Origin of the sequence: uncultured Anaerobiospirillum sp. (genome assembly GCF_902485895.1) — a bacterium.
In the GTDB taxonomy this organism is placed as follows: domain Bacteria; phylum Pseudomonadota; class Gammaproteobacteria; order Enterobacterales; family Succinivibrionaceae; genus Anaerobiospirillum; species Anaerobiospirillum succiniciproducens.
In genome coordinates this window covers 1-25863 of record NZ_CABTML010000123.1, presented here as the reverse complement: position 1 = coordinate 25863, position 25863 = coordinate 1, and the positions used below count along the sequence as shown (strand labels likewise).

General features: G+C 44.1%; 17 protein-coding genes. 7 read left to right on the top strand and 10 right to left on the bottom strand.

What is annotated here, in order from left to right:
* Positions 1-54 precede the first annotated feature (54 nt).
* On the bottom strand, positions 55-1974 hold the full coding sequence (locus RDO37_RS10420; RefSeq protein WP_308499036.1) for an AAA family ATPase: 1920 nt from the start codon (positions 1972-1974) through the stop codon (positions 55-57).
* A gap of 404 nt (positions 1975-2378) precedes the next feature.
* On the opposite strand from RDO37_RS10420, the gene RDO37_RS10415 reads away from it, so the two are divergent.
* Positions 2379-3119 carry a hypothetical protein gene (locus RDO37_RS10415; RefSeq protein WP_308499035.1) on the top strand — a complete coding sequence of 247 codons (741 nt, stop codon included), beginning with the start codon at positions 2379-2381 and terminating at the stop codon, positions 3117-3119.
* A 32-nt stretch (positions 3120-3151) separates the two neighbouring features.
* Here the strand turns inward: RDO37_RS10415 and aroB are convergent, their stop codons facing one another.
* Both aroB and RDO37_RS10405 read right to left on the bottom strand, forming a co-directional pair.
* Positions 3152-4237, bottom strand: a complete 1086-nt coding sequence (aroB, locus tag RDO37_RS10410) for a 3-dehydroquinate synthase (protein WP_308499034.1) — start codon at positions 4235-4237, stop codon at positions 3152-3154.
* Positions 4238-4467: 230 nt separating this feature from the next.
* Positions 4468-5070 (bottom strand): shikimate kinase, encoded by a 603-nt coding sequence (locus RDO37_RS10405; RefSeq protein ID WP_308499033.1) that lies wholly within the window; start codon positions 5068-5070, stop codon positions 4468-4470.
* 410 nt (positions 5071-5480) lie between these two features.
* On the opposite strand from RDO37_RS10405, the gene RDO37_RS10400 reads away from it, so the two are divergent.
* The 4 genes from RDO37_RS10400 to RDO37_RS10385 all read left to right on the top strand — a co-directional run bounded on the left by RDO37_RS10400 (position 5481) and on the right by RDO37_RS10385 (position 10982).
* Complete coding sequence (locus tag RDO37_RS10400; RefSeq protein WP_308499032.1) at positions 5481-8372, top strand: transglycosylase domain-containing protein; 2892 nt, start codon at positions 5481-5483, stop codon at positions 8370-8372.
* A gap of 128 nt (positions 8373-8500) precedes the next feature.
* Positions 8501-9778: an MFS transporter gene (locus RDO37_RS10395; protein ID WP_308499043.1), complete on the top strand. Its 1278-nt coding sequence runs from the start codon at positions 8501-8503 to the stop codon at positions 9776-9778.
* An 84-nt stretch (positions 9779-9862) separates the two neighbouring features.
* Positions 9863-10336: a helix-turn-helix domain-containing protein gene (locus tag RDO37_RS10390; RefSeq protein WP_308499031.1), complete on the top strand. Its 474-nt coding sequence runs from the start codon at positions 9863-9865 to the stop codon at positions 10334-10336.
* The gene (locus RDO37_RS10385) at positions 10278-10982 is read left to right on the top strand and encodes a transposase (RefSeq protein ID WP_308499030.1); all 705 of its coding nucleotides are present in this window, start codon (positions 10278-10280) and stop codon (positions 10980-10982) included. Before RDO37_RS10390 ends, RDO37_RS10385 begins: the two co-directional genes overlap by 59 nt.
* Before the next feature lie 282 nt (positions 10983-11264).
* Here the strand turns inward: RDO37_RS10385 and RDO37_RS10380 are convergent, their stop codons facing one another.
* The 6 genes from RDO37_RS10380 to RDO37_RS10355 form a co-directional block, all read right to left on the bottom strand.
* Positions 11265-13832: a hypothetical protein gene (locus RDO37_RS10380; protein ID WP_308499029.1), complete on the bottom strand. Its 2568-nt coding sequence runs from the start codon at positions 13830-13832 to the stop codon at positions 11265-11267.
* A gap of 492 nt (positions 13833-14324) precedes the next feature.
* The gene (locus RDO37_RS10375; protein ID WP_308499028.1) at positions 14325-14969 is read right to left on the bottom strand and encodes a lipid-A-disaccharide synthase N-terminal domain-containing protein; all 645 of its coding nucleotides are present in this window, start codon (positions 14967-14969) and stop codon (positions 14325-14327) included.
* Between the two features lie 221 nt (positions 14970-15190).
* Positions 15191-16843 carry a chaperonin GroEL gene (gene groL / locus RDO37_RS10370; RefSeq protein ID WP_027939069.1) on the bottom strand — a complete coding sequence of 551 codons (1653 nt, stop codon included), beginning with the start codon at positions 16841-16843 and terminating at the stop codon, positions 15191-15193.
* A 27-nt stretch (positions 16844-16870) separates the two neighbouring features.
* The gene (locus RDO37_RS10365) at positions 16871-17161 is read right to left on the bottom strand and encodes a co-chaperone GroES (protein WP_273325120.1); all 291 of its coding nucleotides are present in this window, start codon (positions 17159-17161) and stop codon (positions 16871-16873) included.
* A 506-nt stretch (positions 17162-17667) separates the two neighbouring features.
* Complete coding sequence (locus tag RDO37_RS10360) at positions 17668-18933, bottom strand: DMT family transporter (RefSeq protein WP_308499027.1); 1266 nt, start codon at positions 18931-18933, stop codon at positions 17668-17670.
* Between the two features lie 370 nt (positions 18934-19303).
* Positions 19304-19966: an FxsA family protein gene (locus RDO37_RS10355; protein WP_308499026.1), complete on the bottom strand. Its 663-nt coding sequence runs from the start codon at positions 19964-19966 to the stop codon at positions 19304-19306.
* Between the two features lie 865 nt (positions 19967-20831).
* Between RDO37_RS10355 and RDO37_RS10350 the strand changes: the two genes are divergently transcribed.
* Both RDO37_RS10350 and pseI read left to right on the top strand, forming a co-directional pair.
* Complete coding sequence (locus RDO37_RS10350; protein ID WP_308499025.1) at positions 20832-23360, top strand: protein-disulfide reductase DsbD domain-containing protein; 2529 nt, start codon at positions 20832-20834, stop codon at positions 23358-23360.
* A gap of 325 nt (positions 23361-23685) precedes the next feature.
* On the top strand, positions 23686-24741 hold the full coding sequence (gene pseI / locus RDO37_RS10345; RefSeq protein WP_308499024.1) for a pseudaminic acid synthase: 1056 nt from the start codon (positions 23686-23688) through the stop codon (positions 24739-24741).
* A gap of 102 nt (positions 24742-24843) precedes the next feature.
* Here the strand turns inward: pseI and RDO37_RS10340 are convergent, their stop codons facing one another.
* Entirely contained in the window at positions 24844-25623 is a 780-nt protein-coding gene (locus RDO37_RS10340) for an FKBP-type peptidyl-prolyl cis-trans isomerase (protein WP_308499023.1), read from the bottom strand.
* Between the last annotated feature and the right edge of the window lie 240 nt (positions 25624-25863).

The window sequence follows — 25863 nt, the reverse complement described above, 5'->3', positions numbered from 1 at the left end:
TTTAAGCTTATAAGACTTACTTAGAGTCAACATCTGCCTAACTGCTTTAACTGATTAACGTAATTCGGCTTTAGCTTCACTAATGCGCTTAGCAAAAGGAGTAGCGCCTTGTGAAACTGACAGCGGAATATTTCTAGATGCTGCAATAGCCTCTTCTCTGGTTGCATAGTCACCTGAAATTAAGATGTACCATGGTCTGCCATTACGGGAGCTATCAACAATCCACCAAGGAGTAGTTAAACCACGAGCGGCGGCAGCAACGTTAGCACGGTTAGATGCAGAAACAATCTGCACAGTCCAGTGATTGCCATTTAAGGCACCAATCTTAGCCTTGCTCTCAGCTGAAGCAGCGGTGTTTTGTGCAGCTGGACGACTTGCTTGAGCCTGAGCCGCTTGTAACTGCTTTAACTGACGTTGTTCATCAGCAAGTGAAATCACCTGACCAGCCTTGAGTGGCTGACGCTGTGGCACAACAGGCTTTGGAGCAGCAGGAGCAGCTGGCTTTTGAGCTTGAGCAGTTTGATTTTGAGCATTAGCCTGAGCTTGGGCTTGGGCTTGAGCCTTGGCTGCAGCCTCGCGATCAGCCTTAAGCTTCTTTTGAGCTGCAGCTTCTAAAGCAGCGCTATCGCGTGCAATGCCCTGTGCAACTTGATTTTGTGGCTGCACCATTGGCTTTGGAGCTACCTGAGGCTGAGCAAGCTGCTGAGGCATTTGCTGGGCCATTTGCTGTGGTCTCTGCTGAGCCATTTGCTGTGGCATCTGCTGAGGCACTGGTCCAGGCATCTGACTTACTGGAGGTACATCAATAGCAGTAGTAGCTGAGCCGCTACCTGCTTTAATGTGGTTAAAGTTGTCAGAACGACGCAGTACAGGGACCTGAGCAGTAGCTTGATTTACAGATCCTCCCATTCCCCTGGGATATCCGGAGTTGTTAGCTCCGCCTTCAATTTGCTCTAGCTCTTTGCCAGATAAGGTAACTGAATGCTCAGTTTCCTTCTTAACAATCTCAGCATCAACGCCACCTGGAACAGCATCTGGCAGTAAACCACCATCAGCCTGGAGCTTTTCATCGTCGTTGAATACTAATGCATCACCATTGGCAACTTGAGACTTGGTTGCGCTCTTGCCTGAATCATCAGAGCCAAAGAATGAGCCACCAAAGAAAATTGGGATAAGGCAGGCAAACACAATAACAATGCACACTACTGTGACAAAGATGCCTACTGAGCTGCTCTTCTTCTTTGGCTTGGCAGCTGCGTCCTTACCTGCTTTACGCATTCTGTCATTGCTGACCTGCGGACTAGTCGGATCTTTCATTAATTTCTCCGTTATTGCAATGATTTTGCTCATGTTGCCATCAGCATTGCTAAGAGCTTCAGGCAGCTTATTCTTGATGCTGTTATAAATGCGCATAGCATTTTGAACAGCAAACAGATGTCGTGACAGTATACCTGCTTCTTTTAATGATAATGCAGGAATCTCCATAACAGAAACATCTACATTACCCACAGGTCGTGCGGCTTTTTCATCAGCCCATAGCGGCTGACAAACAAGCACAAAGGAGAAGCGACCTTGACCTGCAAACTGCTGATGTAAAGCCAACAGCTCATTGTAGAACGATGATACAACGGTATCGATATCATCAACTACTACAAGAATCTTGTGATTGTACGGAATATGTACTGATGACAGGATATCAGGCAGATTTAGATCATAATCGTACTTGCCAGATGGAATAAGCTGTTGCAAAAAAAGCTCACGCAGACGCTGAATTTGCATGTCCTTATGACATGGGATAAAGACAGCACGCATCTTAGCGTCAGTTTCATTTACCAACTGTTCGCAAACAACAGTACGACCTGAACCGGTTTCACCTGAGAGCAGAATGAAGCTTTCTTCTTTGACGGCCATCTCTACAAGTTCATTGCAGAATCTCTTTTGGCTTTCCAAAGATGCCAGTGCTTCGATATCCATGTGCAACCATCCTCTCTTCAGTCACATTGTGCTGCCACATCTTAGCGTCAACCATAGAGCTTATAGACAGTATCTCTTATAAGAAAGTACTTATCTAAACGCTATTGAAAACGTGTTTGATGCCTATTTAGGCATATGACGGCACAGCTATGCATCATCCTACTTATCGCAAATACTCAATTTTAACGCAAGTAGGCCAAGATACCAAAGGTCTAATGATACCAATGTAACAGTATCGCAAGAAATAATACTGATTTAACCATTCAACATGCCATTTCCAACCCTTTTCCTTAGAGCTTGCTATAACACACCGCTCCTCCACAACTCTTCATAAATACACAACTTGTTCTTACATTGAGTACAATATGTTCTTCCCTTAAGTAGTATTGAGCTGTAATACACACATGAAAAAAGAAGATTTACCAGACTTTGCTAAACCTTATAAAACAAAGGGTTACGACGTAAGATTAGTTCGTGGTGCTTATCAGCTCTTTAAGATTTCATCTAAGAGGGTGCCAGAGAAGTCTTACCCTGTTCTTATTCAAGAGTACGTCGGGACAATTGATCCTGAAAAGGGACTTATTCCAAAGAAGATCACCTCAGAGCAAGCATCAGCATTTGTTGAGTACGGACTCAGTCACTTCATACTAAGTCGCTACAAAAGTGAGTTGTTACAGGTATGCAACTTTGATAACAGCGAATCTATTCAGTCTGTATACATGGGCATTGTGAAGTTTATGTACGGCCATACGCAGCAGCGCTTTATTGAGCTTTCATACCTTCAAACAATGATTAAGCCGTGCCCAGAACTAAAAGGTAGTAGTTCAGCAAAGAGCGTAGCAAAAGTGGCCAGCAAGATATCGTCTTTGCTTAAGGAAGATATTCCTGACACTGCAGACCGAGACTACGTGATTGCTGCACTTAAAGATATTAAGGCTGATGCAAGCTTAGAAAAACCAGCAATTGCCTATTCAGATGAGCTTACAGCACTATTGGATAAATACGGGATTGATACGGGATTGATTATAAATAACTCTACAATCCTAGCTGACCATCTTAGACAAGTCTCTATGGCAATCTCTCCACTCAAGAAGCCAATCAAAGTTGGAAAGAAGCGTGTGGATACACTTTTACATTTCTTTTAACAAATAGGCGAAACGCCTATTTGTTAAAAACTCTAGTTAAAGCGCTGCTTAAACTCCTCAATGAGTTTAATGATGGTGTCATCAGCAAGATCTTTTGCTACATAAGCCTCACCAATGGCTTTTGGAATGACATAGTTAATGACGCCTGCTTTTACCTTCTTGTCATGACGCATGAACTTGATGTAGTCCTCACCTGTAAGCTTATCAGGAGATACATATGGCAACTTGTACTTAGGTAAGATGGCCTGAATACGGGACACATCCTCCTCACTTAAGCCCTTGTTAGTTTTGTTAGAAACAAAAGCGGCAATGAGCATACCCACAGCAACGGCCTCACCATGCAGATAGGTTCCAAAGCCCATACCAACTTCAATGGCATGACCAAATGTATGGCCATAGTTAAGCAGAGCACGTAAGCCACGCTCTTTTTCATCTTGTGAAACTACAGAGGCCTTAAGCTCACAGCAGCGCTTAACTACATAAGCAAGATCTAAAGCTTCTGTATCTTGAGCATCTTCAAGATACTTAAAGAACTCATGATCAAAGATAACGCCATACTTAATGACCTCAGCCATACCAGCTGCAATCTCTCGCTCAGGTAAGGTCTTTAAATAATCAAGGTCAGCTACCACCACCTTTGGCTGATGGAATGCTCCAATCATGTTCTTGCCAAGTGGATGATTTACTGCTGTCTTACCGCCCACTGAAGAATCAACTAATGAGAGCAAGGTGGTTGGAATCTGTACAAAGTCCACGCCGCGCTGATAAGTAGCTGCAGCAAAACCAGTCATATCTCCAATGACACCGCCGCCTAGAGCAACTAAGGCACAGTCTCGACCAAAGCCATCTTCAAGCAACGCAGTCATAATTTGCATATAGCTATCGATGTTCTTATAGTTTTCGCCGTCTTTTAAAATGCAGCTCTTAGTGCGAAAACCAACTGAGGTCAGCGCATCTTCAAGCTTTTTAATATACAAAGGAGCAATAGTCTCATTGCTGACAATCAAAAGATCCTTAGTCTTTGGCAAAGCATCTTTAATTATGGCAGCGCTATCAAGACCATGACCGATGAAAATGTCATATGAGTTTTCATCTAAAGCGATATGTACCTTTTCCATGAATGCTCCTGATCTAATTTTTCTTACACACAAGCTTAAGCCTACATCACTCAGCGCCCGCGCAACAACTTAGCATTGGCAAAGCCACATAAGCTTAGCATCTGCAAAGCTGCATAGCATTATGCTTGAGCTCTTGCTCTAGCTTTTGCTTGAGCTTGAGCTTGAGCTTGAGCGTGAGCTTTAGGCATCGGCGCATGATTTTGATTTAGCTTACGGCATGCCTATATTACTTAGTTGGTATGTTCGTTATTATTCTTTAGCTTTAAGCCTGGCAGCTTACGTAGCTTAATTGAGTGGACAGTGCGACGCACTAAATCCTTAAGCGAGCCTGAGCTATCAAGAACGATATCAGCTATCTCACGGTATTGTGGGTCTCGTGAGACAAAAAGCTTATTAAGTCGCTCTTTAACATCATCCACTTTAATCATAGGACGATTGCTATCGCCGTTAACTCGCTCGTACTGCTTGTCTACATCTAAGTACAGGTAAATACATAAAGAGTGGTCGCTAATTAACTGACGGTTATCCTCACGCATGGCTACGCCACCTCCGCCTGCCACAATTGCAGGGAGAGGATTGGGTATTTGCTCTTGCGTTAAACGTGTAGATACTCCGGTGAGTACTGCCTCCAAGCAGTCATGCTCAAGTTGTCTAAAGTAAGCCTCACCATCTTGCTCAAAGATATCTGGAATGGACTTACCTGCAACTTTGACAATGTAGTTGTCTAAATCAACAAAGCCGCCCTCAAAGCGCTGCGATAGCTGTCGTCCAATTGTCGACTTTCCTGCGCCCATCGGCCCAACAAGAAACACAGCCTTGTGATCACTACACATCAGACAAACTCTCCTTAACATTAGCAACACCAACAAGTGGCATAGCAAACTACGAGACAGCAAAGGCGCTACTTGTGCAAAATACTATACACATTGCCTCTTTGATTGTCTCAAGCTATCAACTCATTGTGCCTGATTATTAAGACATTGGCCAACTAAAAGCACTACAGCTAGACACTTGCTCTGTTTAGAAGCATTTGCCCCATCTTTATGCTTAATAAATGCACTGTAAGCTTTGCAGATCTAAAGCTAGTGCTAAGAGATCGTTGGTATCTTATGATGAGAAAGTTAAGACCAAAAATGAGGTAAATAGGCCCTTTTATAGCTAGAACAAAAATTGCAAGTGTTAGATGATGTCAGTAATTTGTTAGAATGTTCGATTCAGGTTTTCTTAACTCAGGAGCAATACGGTGTTAGATAAAGCCTTTAAGCTAATGCGTTATGGACTTTGGGCAATGTTGTTGGGCGCTGCCTTATCAGGCGGCGTGGTTGCTGCTGCCTACTACTCGACTCTCGAGGAACTTCCTGACGTCGACGAGTTAAAGCAGGTTACTTTTGAAACCCCAATGAAGATCTACACCAGTGATGGCAAGCTAATTGGTGAGTTCGGTGAGCACAAGCGTATTCCTGTAAAGCTTGAGCAAATCCCTCAAAAGATGCAGCAAGCTTTCCTGGCCATTGAAGACTCTCGCTTCTATGAACACTCAGGTATCGATCCTATCGGTATCTTACGTGCTCTTGCAGTTGCTGTAACCTCAGGTGGAGCCTCTCAAGGTGCATCTACTATTACTCAGCAGGTAGCTCGAAACTTCTTCTTAACCCGTGATAAGACCTTAGAGCGTAAGGTTAAAGAAGTCTTCATTGCTTGGCGTATCGAGCAAGTTCTCTCTAAAGAAGAAATCTTTGAGCTCTACTTAAACAAGATTGCTCTTGGCCACAGATCATATGGTGTAGTTGCTGCAGCACAAACTTACTATGGCAAGTCCTTAGAGGATCTATCTTTAGCAGAAATTGCAACTATCGCTGGTCTGCCTAAAGCTCCATCTACCTTAAACCCAATTACTAGCCCTGAGCGTGCTCGCGACCGTCGTCACTTAGTACTGCAGCGTATGCGTACTTTAGGCTTCATTACTGACGAAGAATTTGAGATTGCAGATGCCGCTCCTTCTAAGGCCTACTTCCACTCAACCCCACTTGAGGCCTATGCACCATATGTAGCGGAAGAAGCTCGCATTGCAGTATTAGCAAAATACGGCGAAGAGGCTTATACCAAGGGCTTTAAGATCTACACCACTGTAGACTCTAATTATCAGCGCTATGCCCATGATGCTATCTTTAAGAATTTAACTGCCTATGATCAGCGCCATGGCTATCGTGGACCTTTATACAATATCTACGACTCAACCCGTGGTATTCGCGGCTCTGCTAAGAAGGCCACTGAGAAAACTGGCCTGAATGCAAATGCCAACAACGGCATTATCATGGATGCACGTGAAGGCCTAAGAAAATCTGCTGCACAAAGCGGCAAGCCACTTAGCTATCAGCAGGTAGTTGCAGAGATTGACAAGCGCAACCTACTCAAGGGCAGCGCTGAGTATGCAGCTATTCAGGCTATGTCTCGTGAGCAGCTTTTAGATCGCCTCATGAAAGAGGACAAGTATGAGAGTATCGATCTTGCCTTAGTTACCGTTATTGATGATGCCAACAAGCAAGTGGGGCTTCTCTATCCTAATGGCTCAGAGAAAGTATTAACTTGGGAAGGTATGTCTTGGGCACGTGCTTTCAAGACTGATCGCAGCCAAGGCGCTCTGCCTACTTATCCAAGCGAGTTCTTACTCCCTGGTGACATTGTCTTTACTTTCATAAATTATGTAGACCGCAAAGCTACCAAGAATCAGCCTGCGCGTACTGATGAGGTTATTACCTTAACTCAGCTTCCAGATGTAGAAAGTGCTCTGATTGCTTTAGATCCACATAATGGTGCGGTACGAGCTATGGCTGGCGGTTTTGACTACGAGAAGTCAAAGTTTAATCGTACTACTCAGCTGTTACGTCAGACTGGCTCTAACTTCAAGCCATTCATTTACTCAGCAGCGATTGCTTATGGTATCTCCACTAACTCAGTGATCCCAGACGTACCAATTAAGACTTGGGATGTGGGCTCACGTACTTGGTGGGAGCCACGTAACTCACCAAACCGCTTTGACGGCCCAATGACATTACGTGAAGGTTTAGCTAGAAGTAAGAACTCTATTGCTATTCGTACCATCCGTCACGTGGGTGTTGAGAATGCAGTTAAGCACTTACGCAAGTTTGATATCTTTGTACCTCCATTCCAGCAAAGTGAGTCCATGGCCTTAGGCTCTATGGAGCTTACACCGCTGCAGATGGCAACCTCCTTCTCAGCTTTTGCTAATGGCGGTTACAAGCTCACTCCATACTTAATCGACCGTATTGAGCTTGAAAACGGTGAGGTTCTATACCAAGCTCATCCAAGACTTGCTGATCATAATCTGCCAGATATCATTCAAAATGGTATTCCGCTTGAGTATGTGAAGAACTATCAGCCAAATCCTCGTGATTTAGCTTTAGCTGAGCTCATTAATAACACCAATAAGAAGCCTCCAAAGCTCGATGAGAATGGGCAGCCTACTGGCACTATCGCAGCACCAGTTGATGAAAACGGCAGCATGCTGATTAACTACCCTGCTAAAGACTTAACTGGTCCACAAGCATCGGTTGCCGCCTTATCTGACTTGGATTCCCTTGCACACGATGGCGGCCCATACAAGTATGCACCTCAGATCTTAAGTCATAGTCATGCTTATATTGTGGCCTCATTGATGAAGTCAAATATCTACGGTGGTGTCGGTATTAACGGCCCATATTGGGGCACTGGCTCACGCGCTGGCACTTTGACTGGTCGTACTGACCTACACGGTAAAACAGGAACTACAAACAACGTGCATGATGCTTGGTTCTCAGGCTTTAATGGCAACTTAGTAGTAGCTTCATGGGTTGGTTTTGATAACGATCGTAACCTTGGCTACTCCATTGGCAAGGGCTCAGAGTCTGGTGGTGCTACCGCACTTCCTATCTTTGCTGACTTCTTCAAGAAGGCTCAAGAGGGTGTACCTGAGGCCCCAATCCCACGTCCAAGGGGTATTGTTTACACTACCAACCGTGAAATCACTGAAGCCTCTGTACCAGGCATGATGATTATCGACGAGGGTTCAGCTTCAAGCTCCGTTAAGAACACTGGTATCGATTCATCAGACGTTTCTGGCGACGAGATCTTCTAGTGCACCTAGCTTTGTCTATGCTGCACAACAGCATATGCATAAGATGATGCTGTAGCTCTATAGCTACATTCCAAAGCCGCAGCCGTATAGCTGCGGCTTTTGTATTTGGTTAAACAGGCAATTTTGTGATGACTTCAGACGCTCAAGCACGCAAGCTAATCTTTTCTAACCGCCTCTCCTTTTTAGCAGCGGGATTCTCTATTGCTGCCTGGGCACCCATGATCCCATACGTTAAAGATCGCTTTAGCTTAGATGAGCATACCTTAGGACTCTTATTGCTGTGCGTGGGTATTGGCTCTTTTGTCGCTATGCCGCTAAATGGCTACTTCACCTCAAAGTTTGGCTGCAGAGGCCCTATTTATTTAGCCGCTATCGCTGCAGCTGCCTGCATCGGAGCCATTCCTTTTACCTACAACCTCTATGTAATGGCTTTTATCTTATTTGTCATGGGAATAGCTGCCATTACCATAGATGTAGTCTCAAACGTCAATGCAGCTCTCGTTGAAGAAGTAACTGAGCGCAATATCATGTCAGGTCTACATGGTCTTTATAGCGTGGGCGGCCTCTTAGGTTCACTGTCTGTAACTTTCCTTTTATCCATTAAGTTTGACCTCACCTTAGTGGGCGGAATGGCCGCTGTCTTCATCCTCTTGTTGGTTGTTGCTGGTTGCAAGCATCTCATCACCAATGTACATATTGGCAAGAGTGTCGAACAAGCAACAAGCTGTGAACAAGAAGCTGGCAGCAAACTAGCGCAAGGTGAACAGAACGCAAGCAGACAGCGAGAAAACTGCGAGCAAGAGCAATCTCATGGTCAACAGAGCAGTACTTTAAAGTACTACACCCACCCAACAGTTTTACTCATAGGCATTATGTGTCTCATCATGTTCATGACTGAGGCATCCATGCTCGACTGGTCAGGTGTCTTCTTGCACTCACAAAGAGGCTTAGCACTTGAGCATGCAGGCTATGGCTATGCAGCTTTTGCGGTCATGATGACTATCTGCCGCTTAACTGGTGACAAGGTCGTTTCTAAATTTGGACGTGGCAAAGTCATTATCATTGGCACAATGTTCATCATGGCAGGCTTTATAGTAACGGTTGTGATTCCTCACTACAGCGCCGCTTTCTTAGGCTTTGCACTTATTGGTGTTGGAGCATCTAATGTTGTGCCTCAACTCGTCTCAATCACTGCACGCATTAAAGAAGTGCCAACCCATATCTCGGTTACTATAGTCAACACCATCGGCTTTACTGGCATTTTGATTGGACCTGCGCTCATTGGTTTCCTTGCACACGCCATTACCCTTCCTTATACCTACCTCTGTCAGGCTCTTAGCGTACTTTTTGTTACCGTAATGAGCATAATTCTAATTAAGCTATCCAAAGACAAGGCCAAGGACTAGCAAACAGCTTTGCATTAGATTGTTGCTTTAATGCGGATCCATAGTAATGGTGTCGTATCAGGGAGACTTTGAGGAGTTGCTAGCATGTCTCGTCCAATCAAAAAGACTATTAAGCTCACTGAAGATGAGTTGTCAGAAGTAGGAACTATCCTAAAAGGCAGAGCACAAAGTCATACCTCATTTAGGAATGCAACTATTCTTAAGCTTGCTCATGAAGGCAAGACTCCATCAGAGATCGCTAGCGAAGTTAAACTCTCACGTCAATCTATTCACAATGTTATCAACAAGTACTTACAGCATGGTATAGCATCTTGTTGGGCTGACCTTGAGCGCTCTGGCAGACCGATTACTATTAGTGATGATGCAAAGAGCTATGTAATCGAGCTTGCTTGTACTAATCCTAAGAATTTAGGCTACAAGCATGAACTGTGGAGTATCAACCTACTTAGAGAATACATAAAAAATCATTGTTCAGATAAGGGATTTACAGAACTTAGTAATGTGTCAAAATCTACTGGTTTGGAAGATACTAAACAAGTCAAAACCTCAAAATATTAAGTACTATCTTGAGCGCACTGACGACTCTTCTACAGACAACGTTAACAATGTTCTTGTTCTCTACAAAGCCATCAATCTAGCAATTGAGCATAATCTTAAGGATGCTTATTACCGCGTCTCATATGATGACGATTCTTTGGTTAAAAGACGTTCATCTTCTAATGCAGGCAGCTTAGCAAATGCGCAGCATTTAACCACATCACGAGATAGCGAAATCAAGCGCCATGGCTCCTTATACCTGCTAGCAGCCATTAATCTCATTTCTGGCAAAGTAACAGCTGTTGTTCGTGAGCATCATAGAAGCTATGAGTTTGTAGATTTTCTAAAACTGCTTGATAAGACATATGCAAAAGAAAAGCTTATAAAGGTGGCTCTTGATAGCCATAGACTCACCTGCTCAAAAGAAACTCAGGCATTTATTCAAAGTACGAATAGCCGCTTTGAGTTTGTTATGAATCCTAAGCACGCTGCATGGCTAAATATGATTGAAGCATGGTTTGCCAAAATTATTAGAATTTTGCTTCAAAGCATTAAAGTAGCGAACGAGAAAGAACTAGAACGTCGTATCACTGAATGCATAGACCTTATCAACGACTGTCAAGAAGCACCTCGCTGGAAGTGCCAAACAAATGAAGTTGATGTTTAACCTCAACAAAAATGCCTCATGCAATTTGATTGAATGTTCATGATGGATGGGGATGTTTTGAGATGATCGATTATTCAGCTCAAGAGCTATAGCCTAAATTATTGGGCAATAGCACCCTTAGTTAGTGGGCGCAAGAATCTTACTTAAAACGTGAGGCAATAGAGAGATGGCTCTTGCGCGTGTGGTGCGAGCGCTTGGCGTAGAGCAAAAGGCTCTATCACTGTTGTGTGCCAAATGCGATAACGGTGGGCGCAACACGGAGCGGAGCTGCTAGTCAGACTGCTACTCTGCTTTAGGCGCATCCTCGTGCAAAGGTAGCTGCAGACGTGCTTTACCTGCTACCTCTGTGCTGATACTTGCACCCTCAGCTGAAGAGCGCAGTGGCAGAGTGCCCTTGTCAGTTGATGAGTTGAGAGTCTCACTTGAGCCTTTTTTGAGCTTGGCTGGAACGAATACAGCAGAGCCAAAATCAACTACTTTCTGATGCTCAAGCAAAGCATTCCACTGCAAATTGTTGCTAAGACGCTCATCGGTGATGATGATATTAAAGTTATTCTTTAAGCACAGCTCTAGATTAGAGTCATCGGCACGCACGATGATACGACTGTCATAAACGTAGAATGGGGCAGCCTTGCCATTGCCAAAGTAGCATAGGACATTTGATGAGCCCTTATCAATGCGTGTAGAAACAGCCTGAGCCTGCTTGCCAATAGCAATGGATGCATTCACATATGGCAGAGCGAATGATGATAAGAATACAAAGCCAAGAGTACCTAAACCGAGCATAGCCATGGCAAAGATCATCAGTCTATTGATGACAAACATAGCTGCAGGCAGACACATAAAGACTAAGAAGCCAAGGCCAATACCAATCATTGGCTCATTTGCTACAGGGAAGTTGCCATAATCGGTGATGAATAAGAAGAACAATGCTGCATAAGCAAACATTGGGAGTATCAACGCAGCACTTAAAGCAATTGGCAATGGATTGCGCTCAGTACGCGCACTTAAACCAAAGAGTAAGTGACCGCTACCAGTAATCTCGATACCAATACGTTTGCCACCTTGCATCGCAGCCAATGCATGTAACATTGCCTGTGATCCATCAGGGGCATTCTTAATCATCTCAACTTGAATTTCGCCTACTCTTTGAACAGCGCTACCCACCTCTGAGATGGCCTTCTCTCTATTCTTAAGCTCTTGTTCACGAGCAAGCATATCTTGCTTAAGACGTGCCTTTTGCTTCTTCTCTTCGCGACGAGCTGCAGCACGCTGTTCCTCGGTCATTACGCTCTCATCTGGCTTGCCTGACTCATCAAGCAATACTAAAGAAGCACTACCACTTTCTACACTAAATGCATGCTCAGCACTAGACTTAATCTCGGTTGAATCTGCGTCTTTTGCCTCTTTTGCAACGCTAGAGTGTTTGTAAGAGTCGACCTTGCTAGATGAGGTACTATGCTCATCATTATTATTTTTTAAGAGCACATCATGTTTAGTGTGGCTATCGTGCTCATTGCCCTCAAAGTCAGTCTCATATGAGGCCATATGTGGCTTGCTCATTTGCACAGATGAAGACTTGAGGTCTTCAGCTGAGGCTAAGAAAGCTGAGCCTGTTTTCACTTCATAGGCGATAACTGGGCCTTCTTGCTTAGTTGTATTCTGTGCGTCGTTTAAATCATCTATCTCGTGATTCTTGCCCGAAAGCTCATCAAAAACATTTTGCGAAATACGACGCAACATAGCCTTTTCTTGCATGCTGCGATAAGAAAGAATCACATAGTAGTAAAGTAGTGGTGCTGCTGGCAGGAAGTACAAGTCATGCTCAGCATTAGGCAAGATTACGGTCAAAGATGACACTAAAACAAAGATAATGCAGGCGCGAATCTTTAAGTTAGTGCAATTGCGGGTAAAGAGCTGTCTTACGATAAAGTACAGAGCGCACAGACCAATTGGCAGATTTAAAAGCACAAAAAGTCTTAGTCCAAGACTAAATAAATCATCGCCAGTAAGCCAAGCGGCAAGGATGCCCTGACCTGAAGATGCGCTCATGAAGAGTGGTGAAAGAGCCGATCCTGCCACTTGAGCTTGCTCTTTCCAATACTCTGGTGCCCCCATGAATGCATTGACTAAGCTGTGATTCTTGATGAATTTGTCGAAAAATAAGCTCACGCCACTAGAACCACAATCAATATAGATTGAGAGAGTGACTAATCCTGAGCATAAAAGAATAATGACAAAGTAATGAGGTCTAAACACCTCAAAAAAGCGCTTTATCTCTTTATTCACAGCCATCAGAGCAAGCAGAGACACCATAATCACTACTAAAGCATCAAAACCAGTAATAAAGATGCCTGCAAAGAGCAGTAGCGGGATGGACAGATTGCCAAACTTTGGACGCAATTGACCTACAGCAGTGTCATGAATGAGCTGATAGCGCTTGATAATCTTGGTGTATGCGAGCAATTGCACGGCCGCAAAGAGCATATCAACGCGAGCTGTGAGTACGCCAACATCTAAAAGCAGCATGGAACACATGCCGACAATAATCAAAAGACGCTCTTGATGTCTAAACTCTGAGGCCAAAAGACGATCTAAGGCCGAAAGAATAACAAGGAACGAAAGGAGCGAGATAAATAAGAGTATCGGCAGGGCATAGTGTGCTGACAGGCTTAATGAGAGCATCACTATCCATAAGTAAACCGGCGAGCTTTGCGCGTAGGTTAAGGATGAGTCATTAAAGGCATAAATGGAGCCTTGCTCTAAAGTCTCTAATGCTAAAGCAATGAAAGGTAACTCTAAGTCGACACTGAAGTCACGTAATAGCAGCGCAGGCATGAATGCTGCCATAATTCCCAAAAGCAACAACAGGTAGACACGATTAGATTTCATAGCGAGCAAGAAAATAACGCCAGACTTAGATGGCCGTTATACAAATCAAAGATGACTTCTGAGCATTACCCAAATGAGCATAGAGGATATCTAACCTAAAAAGCTCATAGGCATTGATAGCTACCACACGTAGCTTAATAGATACTTAAGCAAGAAACGTACACGCTCAAGTAGAAAAGTGAATCTAATATACCAAAGTTGCCAAGCGCTACAAACAAGAAAGAAATGAACAGCGCGATAATATAGGCCATTTACCATGTCTACGCCCTGTTAAGGCGCAACATCAGTATAGACATTATGCTAAAGAGGCAATTGTGCAAAAGAGCTTGTGTATTAACTAATAGTTTATGTTATGAGTTTATAGCTAGCATTGGTATACCAAGCTGATAAGCAGTTTATAGCTAGCATTGGCATACCAAGCTAATAAGCAGTTTTTAGCAGCCATAATCACTAGGCGTTGATTTGTTGTTCACGCTTGTGCTTATAGTGAAGCATGATATTGCGAATATAGACGATAAGACCGCCTGCTTGGCTGACGATCAGCACGATGTCAGAACGATATATACCGTACACTTGAACTGATACAGCGGCAACAATACTGATATACCAAAATGGCAGTGGCAACAGTGATTGGCCAGCATGATGAGAAATGAATGACTGATAAAGATAACGGATCGTAAAGAGTGAGTAGCTTACGGTACCAAAAATGAGCCAGGCGCTTGGTATGTGCTCCTCATTTAAAAAGAGGCTAGCAAAGGCATCATTGTCAGTTAATAGGCAGGCAAGCAAGACAAGCGGCAGGATACAAATAGCAATAGTGCCGACTCTCTTTAAATGCTTGAGCTGTTCTTTCAGATGTAGATTGTATACATACACATAATAGGCAAGCACTTGAGAGAGCAAAATGGCCGCATCATTGCGTAAAAAGCCATACACGCTCATACAAACCGCGCCTAAGAGCGACAGCCACCAAAACATAGCAGGATTTATCACCTGCCCTGCTTTTTCAGAGAGAAGCCACTGCAGCAGCATTCGTGCACCAAAGGCACATTGCCCGGCCGCACCGACGATGGTAAACCATGAAACTAGCTCCATAGCTATCTCCAAAAATTAAAGCATTTCTAGCTATTGCTAGCTTAAGCACTAAAGGGCCACTTAAGATAGCAAAACAAACCTAGATTTGCCTTAGTTTATAGGCATAAAAAAGGCTCCTAAGCGTGAGCCTAGGAGCCATTTGATGCCTAGGGCATTTAAGCTTGATTAAGCTTAGATGCCTTTAGGTCTTAAGTACGTATGGATAACCTTACGACGGGCTATTACATCATGCCGCCCATGCCGCCCATACCACCCATGCCGCCCATGCCTGGGGCCATGGCTGGCTCGTCCTTCTTAGGAGCGTCAGCGATCATGCACTCGGTGGTGATCATTAAACCAGCGATAGAAGCAGCAAACTGCAGAGCAGAACGAGTTACCTTAGCTGGATCAAGAATACCCATCTCGATCATGTCACCGTATGTGTCTGTAGCTGCGTTGTAACCGTAGTTGCCCTCACCGGTACGAACGTTGTTAGCAACAACTGATGGCTCTTCACCAGCGTTAGCAACGATCTGACGTAATGGGGCTTCCATAGCACGCAGGGCAACCTTGATACCAACCTTCTGGTCCTCGTTGTCGCCGTCGATCTTGCCGCAGATCTTAGAAGCTACGCGAACTAAAGCAACACCGCCGCCTGGAACAACGCCCTCTTCAACAGCAGCGCGGGTTGCGTGCATAGCGTCCTCAACGCGAGCCTTCTTCTCCTTCATCTCAACTTCGGTAGCAGCACCAACCTTGATTACTGCAACACCGCCAGCGAGCTTAGCAACACGCTCTTGGAGCTTCTCACGATCGTACTCAGAGGTTGACTCTTCGATCTGCTTACGGATCTGGTCAACACGATCAGCGATGTCCTGAGCCTCACCAGCACCGTCGATGATGGTGGTGTTGTCCTTGGTGATAACTACGCGCTTAGCAACACCTAAATCATCTAAGGTTGCCTTCTCGAGTTCCATGCCTAAGTCTGAAGAGATTACGGTACCGCCGGTTAAGATAGCGATATCCTGTAACATAGCCTTACGACGATCGCCAAAGCCTGGGGACTTAACAGCAGCAACCTTTACGATGCCGCGCATGTTGTTAACAACTAAGGTAGCTAATGCCTCAGACTCAACGTCCTCAGCGATTAACAGTAATGACTTACCAGCCTTAGCTACGCCCTCGAGGATAGGAAGAATGTCGCGGATGTTAGCGATCTTCTTGTCGCAAAGGAGAATGTATGGGTTCTCAAGCTCAACAGAGCCAGTGTCAGCCTTGTTGATGAAGTATGGGGATAAGTAGCCACGGTCGAACTGCATACCCTCTACGAGGTCTAACTGATCCTCAAGACCCTGACCATCTTCAACGGTGATAACGCCGTCACGACCAACCTTCTCCATAGCCTCGGAGATTAAGTTACCAACAGTGGTGTCAGAGTTTGCAGAGATGGTACCAACCTGAGCAATTGACTTAGAGTCCTTGCATTCGGTAGATAAGGTCTTTAACTCAGCAACAGCAGCTGCAACAGCCTTATCGATACCACGCTTTAAATCCATTGGGTTCATACCAGCTGCAACAGCCTTTAAACCCTCAGTAACGATAGCCTGAGCTAAAACGGTAGCGGTGGTGGTGCCGTCACCAGCAGCGTCGTTGGCCTTAGAAGCAACTTCCTTAACCATCTGAGCGCCCATGTTCTGGAACTTGCCATCAAGCTCGATTTCCTTAGCTACAGTAACACCGTCCTTGGTGATTAATGGAGCGCCGTAGGCCTTATCGAGAACTACGTTACGGCCCTTAGGACCTAAAGTTACCTTAACAGCGTTAGCTAAGGTGTTTACGCCCTCTAACATCTGAGCGCGTGCTTCGTTACCAAAAAATACGTCTTTAGCAGCCATTTTTCTTAATCCTTACTACCTGAAATCTTACTCGTTAACAATTGCTAAGATGTCGCTCTCGGAGAGGATGTAAACCTCTTCACCGTCTAAGCGCTCTTTCTTGGTGCCGTAGCCTTCGTTGTAAACAACAACGTCGCCAACCTTAACGCTTAAAGGAGCGGTGCTACCGTTATCGAGAATGCGGCCATTACCAACGGCAATAACTTTACCGCGAGTTGACTTCTGAGCAGCAGAACCTAATAAGATGCCGCCCTCGGACTTGGTCTCAACCTCAAATGGCTTGATGATTACACGGTCGTATAAAGGAACTAACTTCATTTTTATGCCTGAAAATTCCAGGTTTCATCAATCTGTGCCTGAGTGCATGTTGATGAAACTCATATGCTAAAAACTCTGGCTACCTGCTTTATAAGCTAGGTGCTTCAAATCTGACTGGTTTGTGAGGAACAATTCCCATTGCCCTCTTTTGTAAATCTAAAGGACTCAAACAGCCCCTCATGCAAACCAATCATTTAAGTACGTCGATCTTTTATGACAATCTACCCGTACAGAATACTAAGTGGGGATGGGCATTTTGCATTTCAAGGCCAAGTTACAAAATTTTTTCCTAAATACTTTATAAAGATTGCAGCACTCACCATAAAAAGCGCATAAATATGCCATTTTAGCGCCAGCTAACTTTCAAGAATAAATGCTGTATTTGAGATTTAGTATCAACTAAAAGATCTTTTAAGCGCCTCAAATGCCTTGATTCGATTTTCTGTACCCCTAAAAAGCAAAGAGGGCGCATTATGCTCCCTCATCGCTTGTTAAGTCTTTAATTTCTAGCCTTTAGCTTGCGCCTTGTCAGCACTTTTAGCTGTCGTAGCATCCTCTAGCGTGGCTGCAGCTTCGGTATCTGCAGCTGCGCCTACTAAGGTAGTAGTTGGCGCATCTGTATTTGCACTTTCTAAGGTAGTAGGCGCACCTGTATTTGCAGTAGCACTTTCTAAGGTGGCTGCGCTTTGGGCAGCTAGCTTATCTTTGACAATGGTAGCCTTTTCGATGGACTTAGCCACATCGCTAGCATTTGGAATCTCTACGCCCTTAGCAGCGAGCTTTTCATTGTGCTTTTGAGCAAGCTCTGGGAAACGCTGCAGCAGATCTTTTTCAGCTGAGGTAGGCAAACCATTCTCAGCTGCTTTAACATCTTTGGCAACTTTAAGATTAACCTTGGCGCGGGTAGTAATAACTACACCAAATAAAATCAAGAAAGCACCAATGATTTGAGCAGGTAGAATCTCCTCGCCTAAGAAAAGCACGCCTACAAAGCCACCGGTTAGAGGAACTAAGTAAACAAATACGCCGGCTTTAGAGGCACCCACGATGGACATAGCGTAGTTCCAGGATACGAAGGCAAACAGACCTGAGAAGAACACTAAGTAACCAAAGCCTAAAATAGCCTCTTGAGTCACGGTATAGATTTCTAAAGTACCTGTAACAGCACCAACGCTATAGCACATCAGCGCACCGAACATACCTGACCAAGCGGTCATACCGATAGTACCGATGCGACCATGAATGTTCCATGAAATAACAGCATAGGCTGACCATGCAATTTCACAGACCAAAATCATGATGTCACCATAGTTAAACTCGAGGTTTAACAAATTGTTGATAGATCCCTTAGAGACGATGGTGACGGCACCGGCACATGAAATAGCAATACCGACCCAGCCACCTTTGCTAAGGCGTTCACCTAAGAAGAAGAAAGCCAAGATGGTAGTAGCAGTTGGGCCGATACTCTCAATTAAAGCTGTATTAGTAGCAGTGGTGTAGTTAAGGCCATAAAAGAGCAAGCCGTTGTGCACTAAGATACCCATAAAGCCCATTGCTGCTGCAATGTAGAGCACCTCGCGCGATGGCTTTAAGTCTTTCTTATTGCCTGTAATGATTAGGTATAAGAATAAGATCGCAGCCATGATGGCAAAACGAGTGCCGGTAATGAGTAAAGGAGAGAAGGCCTCTACGGTGAACTTACCGCTAGCCGGTGTAGCACCCCAAATCAAGCATACTACTAGCAGTAGTATGTAGTACTTAGCTTGGGACATTTTTAACCTCTGCAAAACGATAAAGAAAACAACATGACACTCTTCTCGACAAGAGTAAGTCATGTTTGAAAACTCAAAGCAGCCTAACTAAAGTTGTTCTTGAAAATCCTTTGGTCTTTGAGTTTTGTATTGGTAGATAACTATCTATTGCACACTCTAAAAATAACTCTAGCTATAAAGCCATGGAAAAAGCTTACGGGTGCACATTGTGCACTCAAGCTGTTAAGAGCATGTACTGATGAAAGTTAGCTTAATGTAATGTCTGCCTAATCATGATTAAGGCTAGGCTTATTTAAAAGAGCATCGTCGCTCTAGAAATCTTGCCACTCGTATCAGCTGACGTTGCGACATTAGAGCTTGAAGAGGAGAGTTATTCGTCATCCTTTATCTCCTCGAATTTGGCATCCTTGACTTCTTTTTCAGCTTGGAAACGTGACTTCATTTCTTCTACTGTGGCCTTGCCTGCATCTGGACGCATAGTTGGAATATTGCCCTGTTGTTCCTTAGCAAATGCCTCAGCTTCCTTTTCTAAATCACGAGCACTTTTGCCATAAGGATCTGTACCCTTGCTAGCAAAGCCAAAAACACTTGCCTTTTCAAAGACCTTACCTGAGAACATACCCTCAACTAAGCCTGACTTTAAGCTCAGTAGTAAAAACAGCAGTGCAAAAGCATCAGTAATAAAACCTGGAATAACAAATAAAGCGATGATGCCCTGATCTTTTAAGCAGCGCATACGTAAGGAGGAGATGAATGCGCCTCTAGCACTAGCATCAGTATTTTCAATAGTGCTCATCACCTTCTTAAATAAAGGATCAGACTCATCGCCTGCCCCCGTATTCATTAAAATCTGCATTGCAAAGTGCAAGGCCTTAAGGTCATGGGCTAAAACCTTACGAGTAATTGCTACACCGATATAGCCAATGGCAAAAATAAGGAAAATAGCAGCTAAGTAGCCTAAAGCGTCACCCACAAGCACGAATGCATAAATCTCTAGTGCAACCCATAAAAAGAAGATGACAAGTAATGGCATACGGAGCTCCTGAAAGGCAAGTACAGGCGTTTAATGGTGTATAAACTAAAAAAGCACGCTCGAGAGCGTACTCTTTGTAGTGCAATAGCGCCAAGCATAAGCTTGTTCTGATGCGCGGGGGTAAGGATAAGAGAGAGTCTCTTATCTATAAGTTTTCCAATGCAAACCTATTCTTCAACTGCTAAAACAGACTGTAAAGGTCGTTTTATGAATTGTCGAAGCAGCTTTCTTTTAACAGATGATAGGCCTGTATCTCTATTATATTTGGCTTTGCAAATTTATACTGATGGATCATTAGTGCAAATTTTTCTCAACTACTAAAAGATCCATTGCGGCAATTTGGCATACCACACACAAGCACATATCTATGCAGTTTTACTCAAATCAATTGAGTTAGCCTAGGCTTTTACAGCATTCATTATTTCCTAATTATCTCACGTTTTAGAGCCGTTGCGATATTACAGTACACAAAGTACAAGATAAGGTGTTTTGACTAATCTTACTTAGAGCTTATTTAAACTCCACTCAAGAAAACATAAGAAGGCTGCTTGTGCATGCAAAAGCTTATTACTTGTATCGTGCTACTATGCAAGCTCATCTTTAAGATTGCCTCTTATGAGGCTGGCAGCCAAATCTGTGCAATGAGAATCTTATGCCTGTGACTTACATTACTTAGCAAGATGCTAAGAAAAAACCGTATCATGCGTTGTAATATTAGCAACTGTTGCAAGTAGTTAATCAGCAATTCATCAGCTACATAAGACCAAAGCTCGTTGAAAACGAAATCTTTCTTAACTGTACTTTAAAGGAGATAAGCGCGTCCTCCGCTTGATATAGCCTGTGGTATACGCGCTAAATGAGGATTATGACGCTTATTTCATTAGCTAACCGTCCCTTATCTGCCCTTACCTTGTCAAAAGTGAAGAGCCTTGTCATAGCTAGTGCCATCTCACTTTGTAGCATTCTAAGTGTAGGCGCTGCTAATGCCGCTACCGATAACCACAAGGCAAAAGTAAGCGAGCAACGACTTACCGATCCTGTCGTAATTGACTCACAACAATTCTCTGGCGGCTTTGGTATCAATGAAATTGACACTGGCGGAGTACTCAAGAACGCGCCTCCTACCGTCAATACCGACTTTTTAAATGGCTCTGGTGGACTAGAGAACAATTTCTTTTATGCAGGATCTCCTGCTTTAGTCAATACCTTACCTTTTTATATGGATGCAGACCTTGATGGTGGAGATGTTGTCTTCACTATCTCGATGCGCAATAAGTCATACGTTTATAAAAGCTCTATCCTCATCAATGGCAATAAAGATCAAGTACGCTTTAGTGACCCAATCATGCCTGAAGCTGTCATCCACAAAGATGCTTTAGGCACCTCCGAGGTTTACTTTGATCGTGTAGATATTCGCGTCCCTTTAATTAAGGCCACCTCTGGCGCAGTCTTAGACTTTAACTATCAAGGCTGTGACGAGTCAGGTATTTGCTATCCACCACAACGCTTTACCTTTGTCATTAAAAAGACCATGAGCGAGGATCAAGTACTCCTAGCTCGAGAAGAGGCAAGCAAGGCAGCCAAAGCAAAAGATGAAGCTAAAGCTTTAGCAACCAAGGACTCTGAAAACACAACTACCTACTCTGAGGCAAATGTAGCTGCAATCATGTCTGAAAACGACATGGATAAGATGCATGAGGCACCATTAGATCAAGACTACCCTCCTAATGGTATTGAGCCTACCGTAGCTGTTGGTAGTGCGCTCCTTAGCAACCTTTCTCGTCATGCTAGTGAATACAACAATAGCTCTAATGAAGATGCTTACAACTTCAAAACTCAAAGCATGTACAGCACCGAAGATCTCAATAAGATCGGTGTAACTTCAGTTGAGGAGCTATCTAAATACGCCACTGGTAACTATAACTTTGAAGGCGAAACTACATCCACTGATGCAGATGATAAAGATGAAGATGAGCTTAGCGATTCTGACAGTGCCACTACCTCTAGTGAACAGACCGTAACTAAATCATTTAATCCACCTGCGCAAAAGCGTAGCGTCATGGATTACATGATTGATACTGAGGGCAAGTCAGATGCGATCAGTGCATTGCTGACTGAAAATTTACTCATCGGCTTATTGTTATGCTTTGCCTTGGGTATTGGCCTTGACCTCACTCCATGTGTGCTGCCAATGCTGCCAATTTTCTCTGCCATGATCATTGGATCGAATGGCAATCGTCGCCCAATGGATCCATCAAGTCATAATCAGAAAAAGGCTAATGTCGATTTAGATCTCTTGTCACGTGCCGAACGCCTAAAACATCTAGCATGGCAAAACTTTGGTTATGCCATGGGTCTTTCCTTAACATACACCGTTCTTGGCGTGGCATTCTCACTTTTAGGTGCTCAGCTGCATGGCCTCCTGCAAAGCCCTGTGTTAACCGCTCTGATCGCTATCTTGCTCTTAATCTGTGCTGCAGCTTGTGCTGGCTGGTTTGAGCTCAAGCTACCGCAAGGCTTTACCAATAAACTGCAGTCTAAGATCTCAGTTCTCAACACCAGAAGCTTCTCTGGTGCATTCCTCTTAGGCCTGCTCTCAGCTTTAATTGCTAGCCCATGTACCTCAGCACCGCTTGCAGGTGCTCTGCTGTACGTTATGCAAAGTGGCAACCTCATGATCGGTTCCTTAGTGTTCTTTGCTATTGGCTTAGGTATGGCTGCTCCTTTATTTATTATTGGTGTATTTGGCTCTAAGTTCTTACAGCACTCAGGTATCGCAGGTGAGGTTATTAAGCGTGTTATGGCCATTATTCTGGTCGTTACCGCTTATGTCATTACCCGTCATATGATGGGCCGCTCAGAATCACTCTTTGCTGCAGCTACCATCTTTATCTGTAGCGCATATGCCTTGAGCACCATCTTATACATTATCGTACGTAAGAAGATGGCGGTATTAACCACTAGCATAAGCTGTATTGCTGCCGCAGCTCTGACTTTCATGTCGCTGCCATACATTCAAAAGAACAATGACCATAATACCTACTCTGAGTTCTATGGCGCATCAAGTAAGTCATCTTTAAAGAATGTAACTGCTAATAACAAGTCATACGTAGTCTTCACAGCTGAGTGGTGTACCAATTGTAAGTACATGGAGAAGACCATTTACTCACAAAAGCCTTTCTTAGATGCTACCTCAAGCATGCGTCGTGTAGTCATCAATATTACTGATGCAGCTGACCCTAGCATCAAGGCATTAGTAGACAAGTACCACGTTGTTGGCGTGCCATTCTTTGTAACTCTTGATAAGACTGGCAAGGTCGTAGATTCGGGCTTAGGTCTAGCCACTCAAGAGCAAGTACTCAAAGCCGTGGAAAACTTAAACAAGTTGCCATAGCCCCAAGACACAATTGACGATCACACAGGCCCACTCCATCAGGTTTGGGCCTGTTTTGTTTTCAGCCACACAATAAATCATTTGAGCCTTCTTTGTTTTCAGCCACACAATAGTTCATTTGGGCCTCATTTTTCAGCTGCACAATAGCTCATTTGGGCCTATTTTTTCAGCAACATAACATGAGAACGTGCATTGTTGGTTTTTGCACATGAATGCAGCTTTATTGGCATTTGGCGTGCTGTATTAGACACTAATTGAGTGCTAGCGGTTTATAATGGCGTGGATGTGCCAACGGCACTAACTAGATTTCTTTAAGGAGTTACTAATGGGCGAGAGATTTACTATTGAGGGTACTGACGAAACTTTTGAGCCACGTCCTCCTGTCATTGTAGCCGAGATATCAGGCAACCATCAGGGTCGTATTGAAGAGGCCATTGCGCTTATCGACCTTGCGCATGAGTGTGGTGCCGATATGGTAAAGATTCAGACCTATACTGAAGATTCCATTACCATTAACTGTGATCGCCCTGAGTTTAGAATCAATAGCGGACTGTGGAGTGGATATAAGCTCTATGATCTGTACAAAGAGGCTAAAACCCCTCGTGAGTGGATGGATCCTTTATTTGCCCATGCTCGTGCTAAAGGCATTTCTTTATTTAGCTCCCCATTCTGCCCTGATGATGTTGACGTGCTTGAAAAGGCTGGATGCCCAGTCTATAAGATTGCATCATTTGAGCTTAACTACCCTCAGCTCATCGCCTACTGCGCTCAGACTAAAAAGCCTCTGGTCATGTCTACAGGCTTAGCTACCTTAGAAGAAATCGATTATGCAGTGAAAGTTGCTCAAGATAATGGCTGTAAAGATCTGACTATCTTGCACTGTGAAAGCCGTTATCCAGCTGATCCTAAGACTTTCAACCTCAACTCTATTCCGTTTTTCAAAGAGCGTTATGGCTGCAAGGCTGGCCTCTCTAACCACGCTATCGGCCATACTTTAGATATTGCAGCGACTGCCTTGGGCGCTGACATGATTGAAAAGCACTTTGCTCGCGATCGCGACAGCGGTATTGATGCAGCTTTTTCTATGACTCCTCAAGAGCTGCGTGATCTCAAAGATCAAAGCGTTATTGCAGCTATGTCCTTAGGCGTCAAAGGCATTAAGCTTGGTGATATCGACATGCAAAAGCGTGTTGATCGCCGCTCGGTATACTTAGTGCGTTCTTTAAAAGCTGGTGATGTGCTCACTGAAGATCACGTGCGTATTGTGCGCCCTGGTTGCGGTCTGGAGCCACGTAGATTAAAAGACTTCCTTGGCAAGAGAGCTACCAAAGATGTTGAAGCTCCAACCCCTCTGGCAGTAGATGACTTTAGACCTCTATAACATCTAACTAAGTCAAAAGCGAAAAAAGGCCCTAAAGTAATCTACCTTAGGGCCTTTTTTCATTTTGCTACAAGCTAGGCTTGTATCAGGGACTTAAGAAAATTACTTCTTCTTAGCCTCTGGAGCAACAACTTCAACTAAGTCAATGCGGAATACTAAAGTTGAGTTAGGCTTAATTAAGTCGCCTGCGGCCATCTCGCCGTAAGCAAGATCAGATGGGATGTACAGCTCCATAGAGCCGCCTTCCTTCATTAACTGCAGACCCTCAATCCAACCTGGGATGATGTTAGCTAGTGGGAATGAGATAGGCTCTTGCTGCTCATCAAAAACAGTACCGTCGATTAAGGTGCCCTTGTAGGTTACACGAACGGTATCAGTTGGGGTAGGAGTCTTGCCCTTACCCTCCTTTAAAACCTTGTACTGTAGACCAGACTCAGTAGTCTTAACGCCTTCCTTCTTGGCGTTTTCCTCTAAGAACTTCTTGCCATCTTCTAAGGTCTTGCTAGCATCAGCCTTCTGCTTCTTATCTACGCCTTCACGAACCTTCTTGTCTAAGGTTACTAAGGTGTCAGAGATCTCTTCTTCAGATAAGGTGGTTGAAGAGTTTAATGCATCGATGAAACCCTTAATAACGATGTCGTTGTTAAGGCTACCAATGAACTCGCTCTGCTCACGGTGAATGGTTGCAATGTAAGAACCAACAGAAGCACCTACAGAATAGGAAACTTTGTCCTCAAAAGAGCTCTTCTCATCAACCTTTACGTTAGCTGCTGCGCTAACAGCTGCAGCTGCATCAGCACCCTTCTTGTCATCACCACCGCAAGCGGTAACTGCAAATACTGACGCTGCCAGTAAGGAAATGGCTAAAATATTCTTCTTCATCAAAAACACCCAGCGCAAGGCCGGGTATTCCAGGAAGGTCATCTAACAGCCCTGGAATACCGCCTCAACGCATAACACATTAGAAAATGACACTTAAGCTAAGTGCGTTCTTAAGAGAGTTATCCCTGTTCCAAAAAAGTTGTTCAAAGTTACACATCCTTATTGGACTTATCCGCACTCTGTTGACGGCATAGGTGGTTAGTATCCTCACTACCTATGTCGCAACTAGAGCCTATTGAT

Coding starts and splice junctions, on each gene's coding strand:
- RDO37_RS10420 (WP_308499036.1), bottom strand. CDS start 1,974: ATGGATATCGAAGCACTGGCATCTTTGGAAAGCCAAAAGAGATTCTGC.
- RDO37_RS10415 (WP_308499035.1), top strand. CDS start 2,379: ATGAAAAAAGAAGATTTACCAGACTTTGCTAAACCTTATAAAACAAAG.
- aroB (WP_308499034.1), bottom strand. CDS start 4,237: ATGGAAAAGGTACATATCGCTTTAGATGAAAACTCATATGACATTTTC.
- RDO37_RS10405 (WP_308499033.1), bottom strand. CDS start 5,070: ATGTGTAGTGATCACAAGGCTGTGTTTCTTGTTGGGCCGATGGGCGCA.
- RDO37_RS10395 (WP_308499043.1), top strand. CDS start 8,501: ATGACTTCAGACGCTCAAGCACGCAAGCTAATCTTTTCTAACCGCCTC.
- RDO37_RS10390 (WP_308499031.1), top strand. CDS start 9,863: ATGTCTCGTCCAATCAAAAAGACTATTAAGCTCACTGAAGATGAGTTG.
- RDO37_RS10385 (WP_308499030.1), top strand. CDS start 10,278: ATGTGTCAAAATCTACTGGTTTGGAAGATACTAAACAAGTCAAAACCT.
- RDO37_RS10380 (WP_308499029.1), bottom strand. CDS start 13,832: ATGGCAGCATTCATGCCTGCGCTGCTATTACGTGACTTCAGTGTCGAC.
- RDO37_RS10375 (WP_308499028.1), bottom strand. CDS start 14,969: ATGGAGCTAGTTTCATGGTTTACCATCGTCGGTGCGGCCGGGCAATGT.
- groL (WP_027939069.1), bottom strand. CDS start 16,843: ATGGCTGCTAAAGACGTATTTTTTGGTAACGAAGCACGCGCTCAGATG.
- RDO37_RS10365 (WP_273325120.1), bottom strand. CDS start 17,161: ATGAAGTTAGTTCCTTTATACGACCGTGTAATCATCAAGCCATTTGAG.
- RDO37_RS10360 (WP_308499027.1), bottom strand. CDS start 18,933: ATGTCCCAAGCTAAGTACTACATACTACTGCTAGTAGTATGCTTGATT.
- RDO37_RS10355 (WP_308499026.1), bottom strand. CDS start 19,966: ATGCCATTACTTGTCATCTTCTTTTTATGGGTTGCACTAGAGATTTAT.
- RDO37_RS10350 (WP_308499025.1), top strand. CDS start 20,832: ATGACGCTTATTTCATTAGCTAACCGTCCCTTATCTGCCCTTACCTTG.
- pseI (WP_308499024.1), top strand. CDS start 23,686: ATGGGCGAGAGATTTACTATTGAGGGTACTGACGAAACTTTTGAGCCA.
- RDO37_RS10340 (WP_308499023.1), bottom strand. CDS start 25,623: ATGAAGAAGAATATTTTAGCCATTTCCTTACTGGCAGCGTCAGTATTT.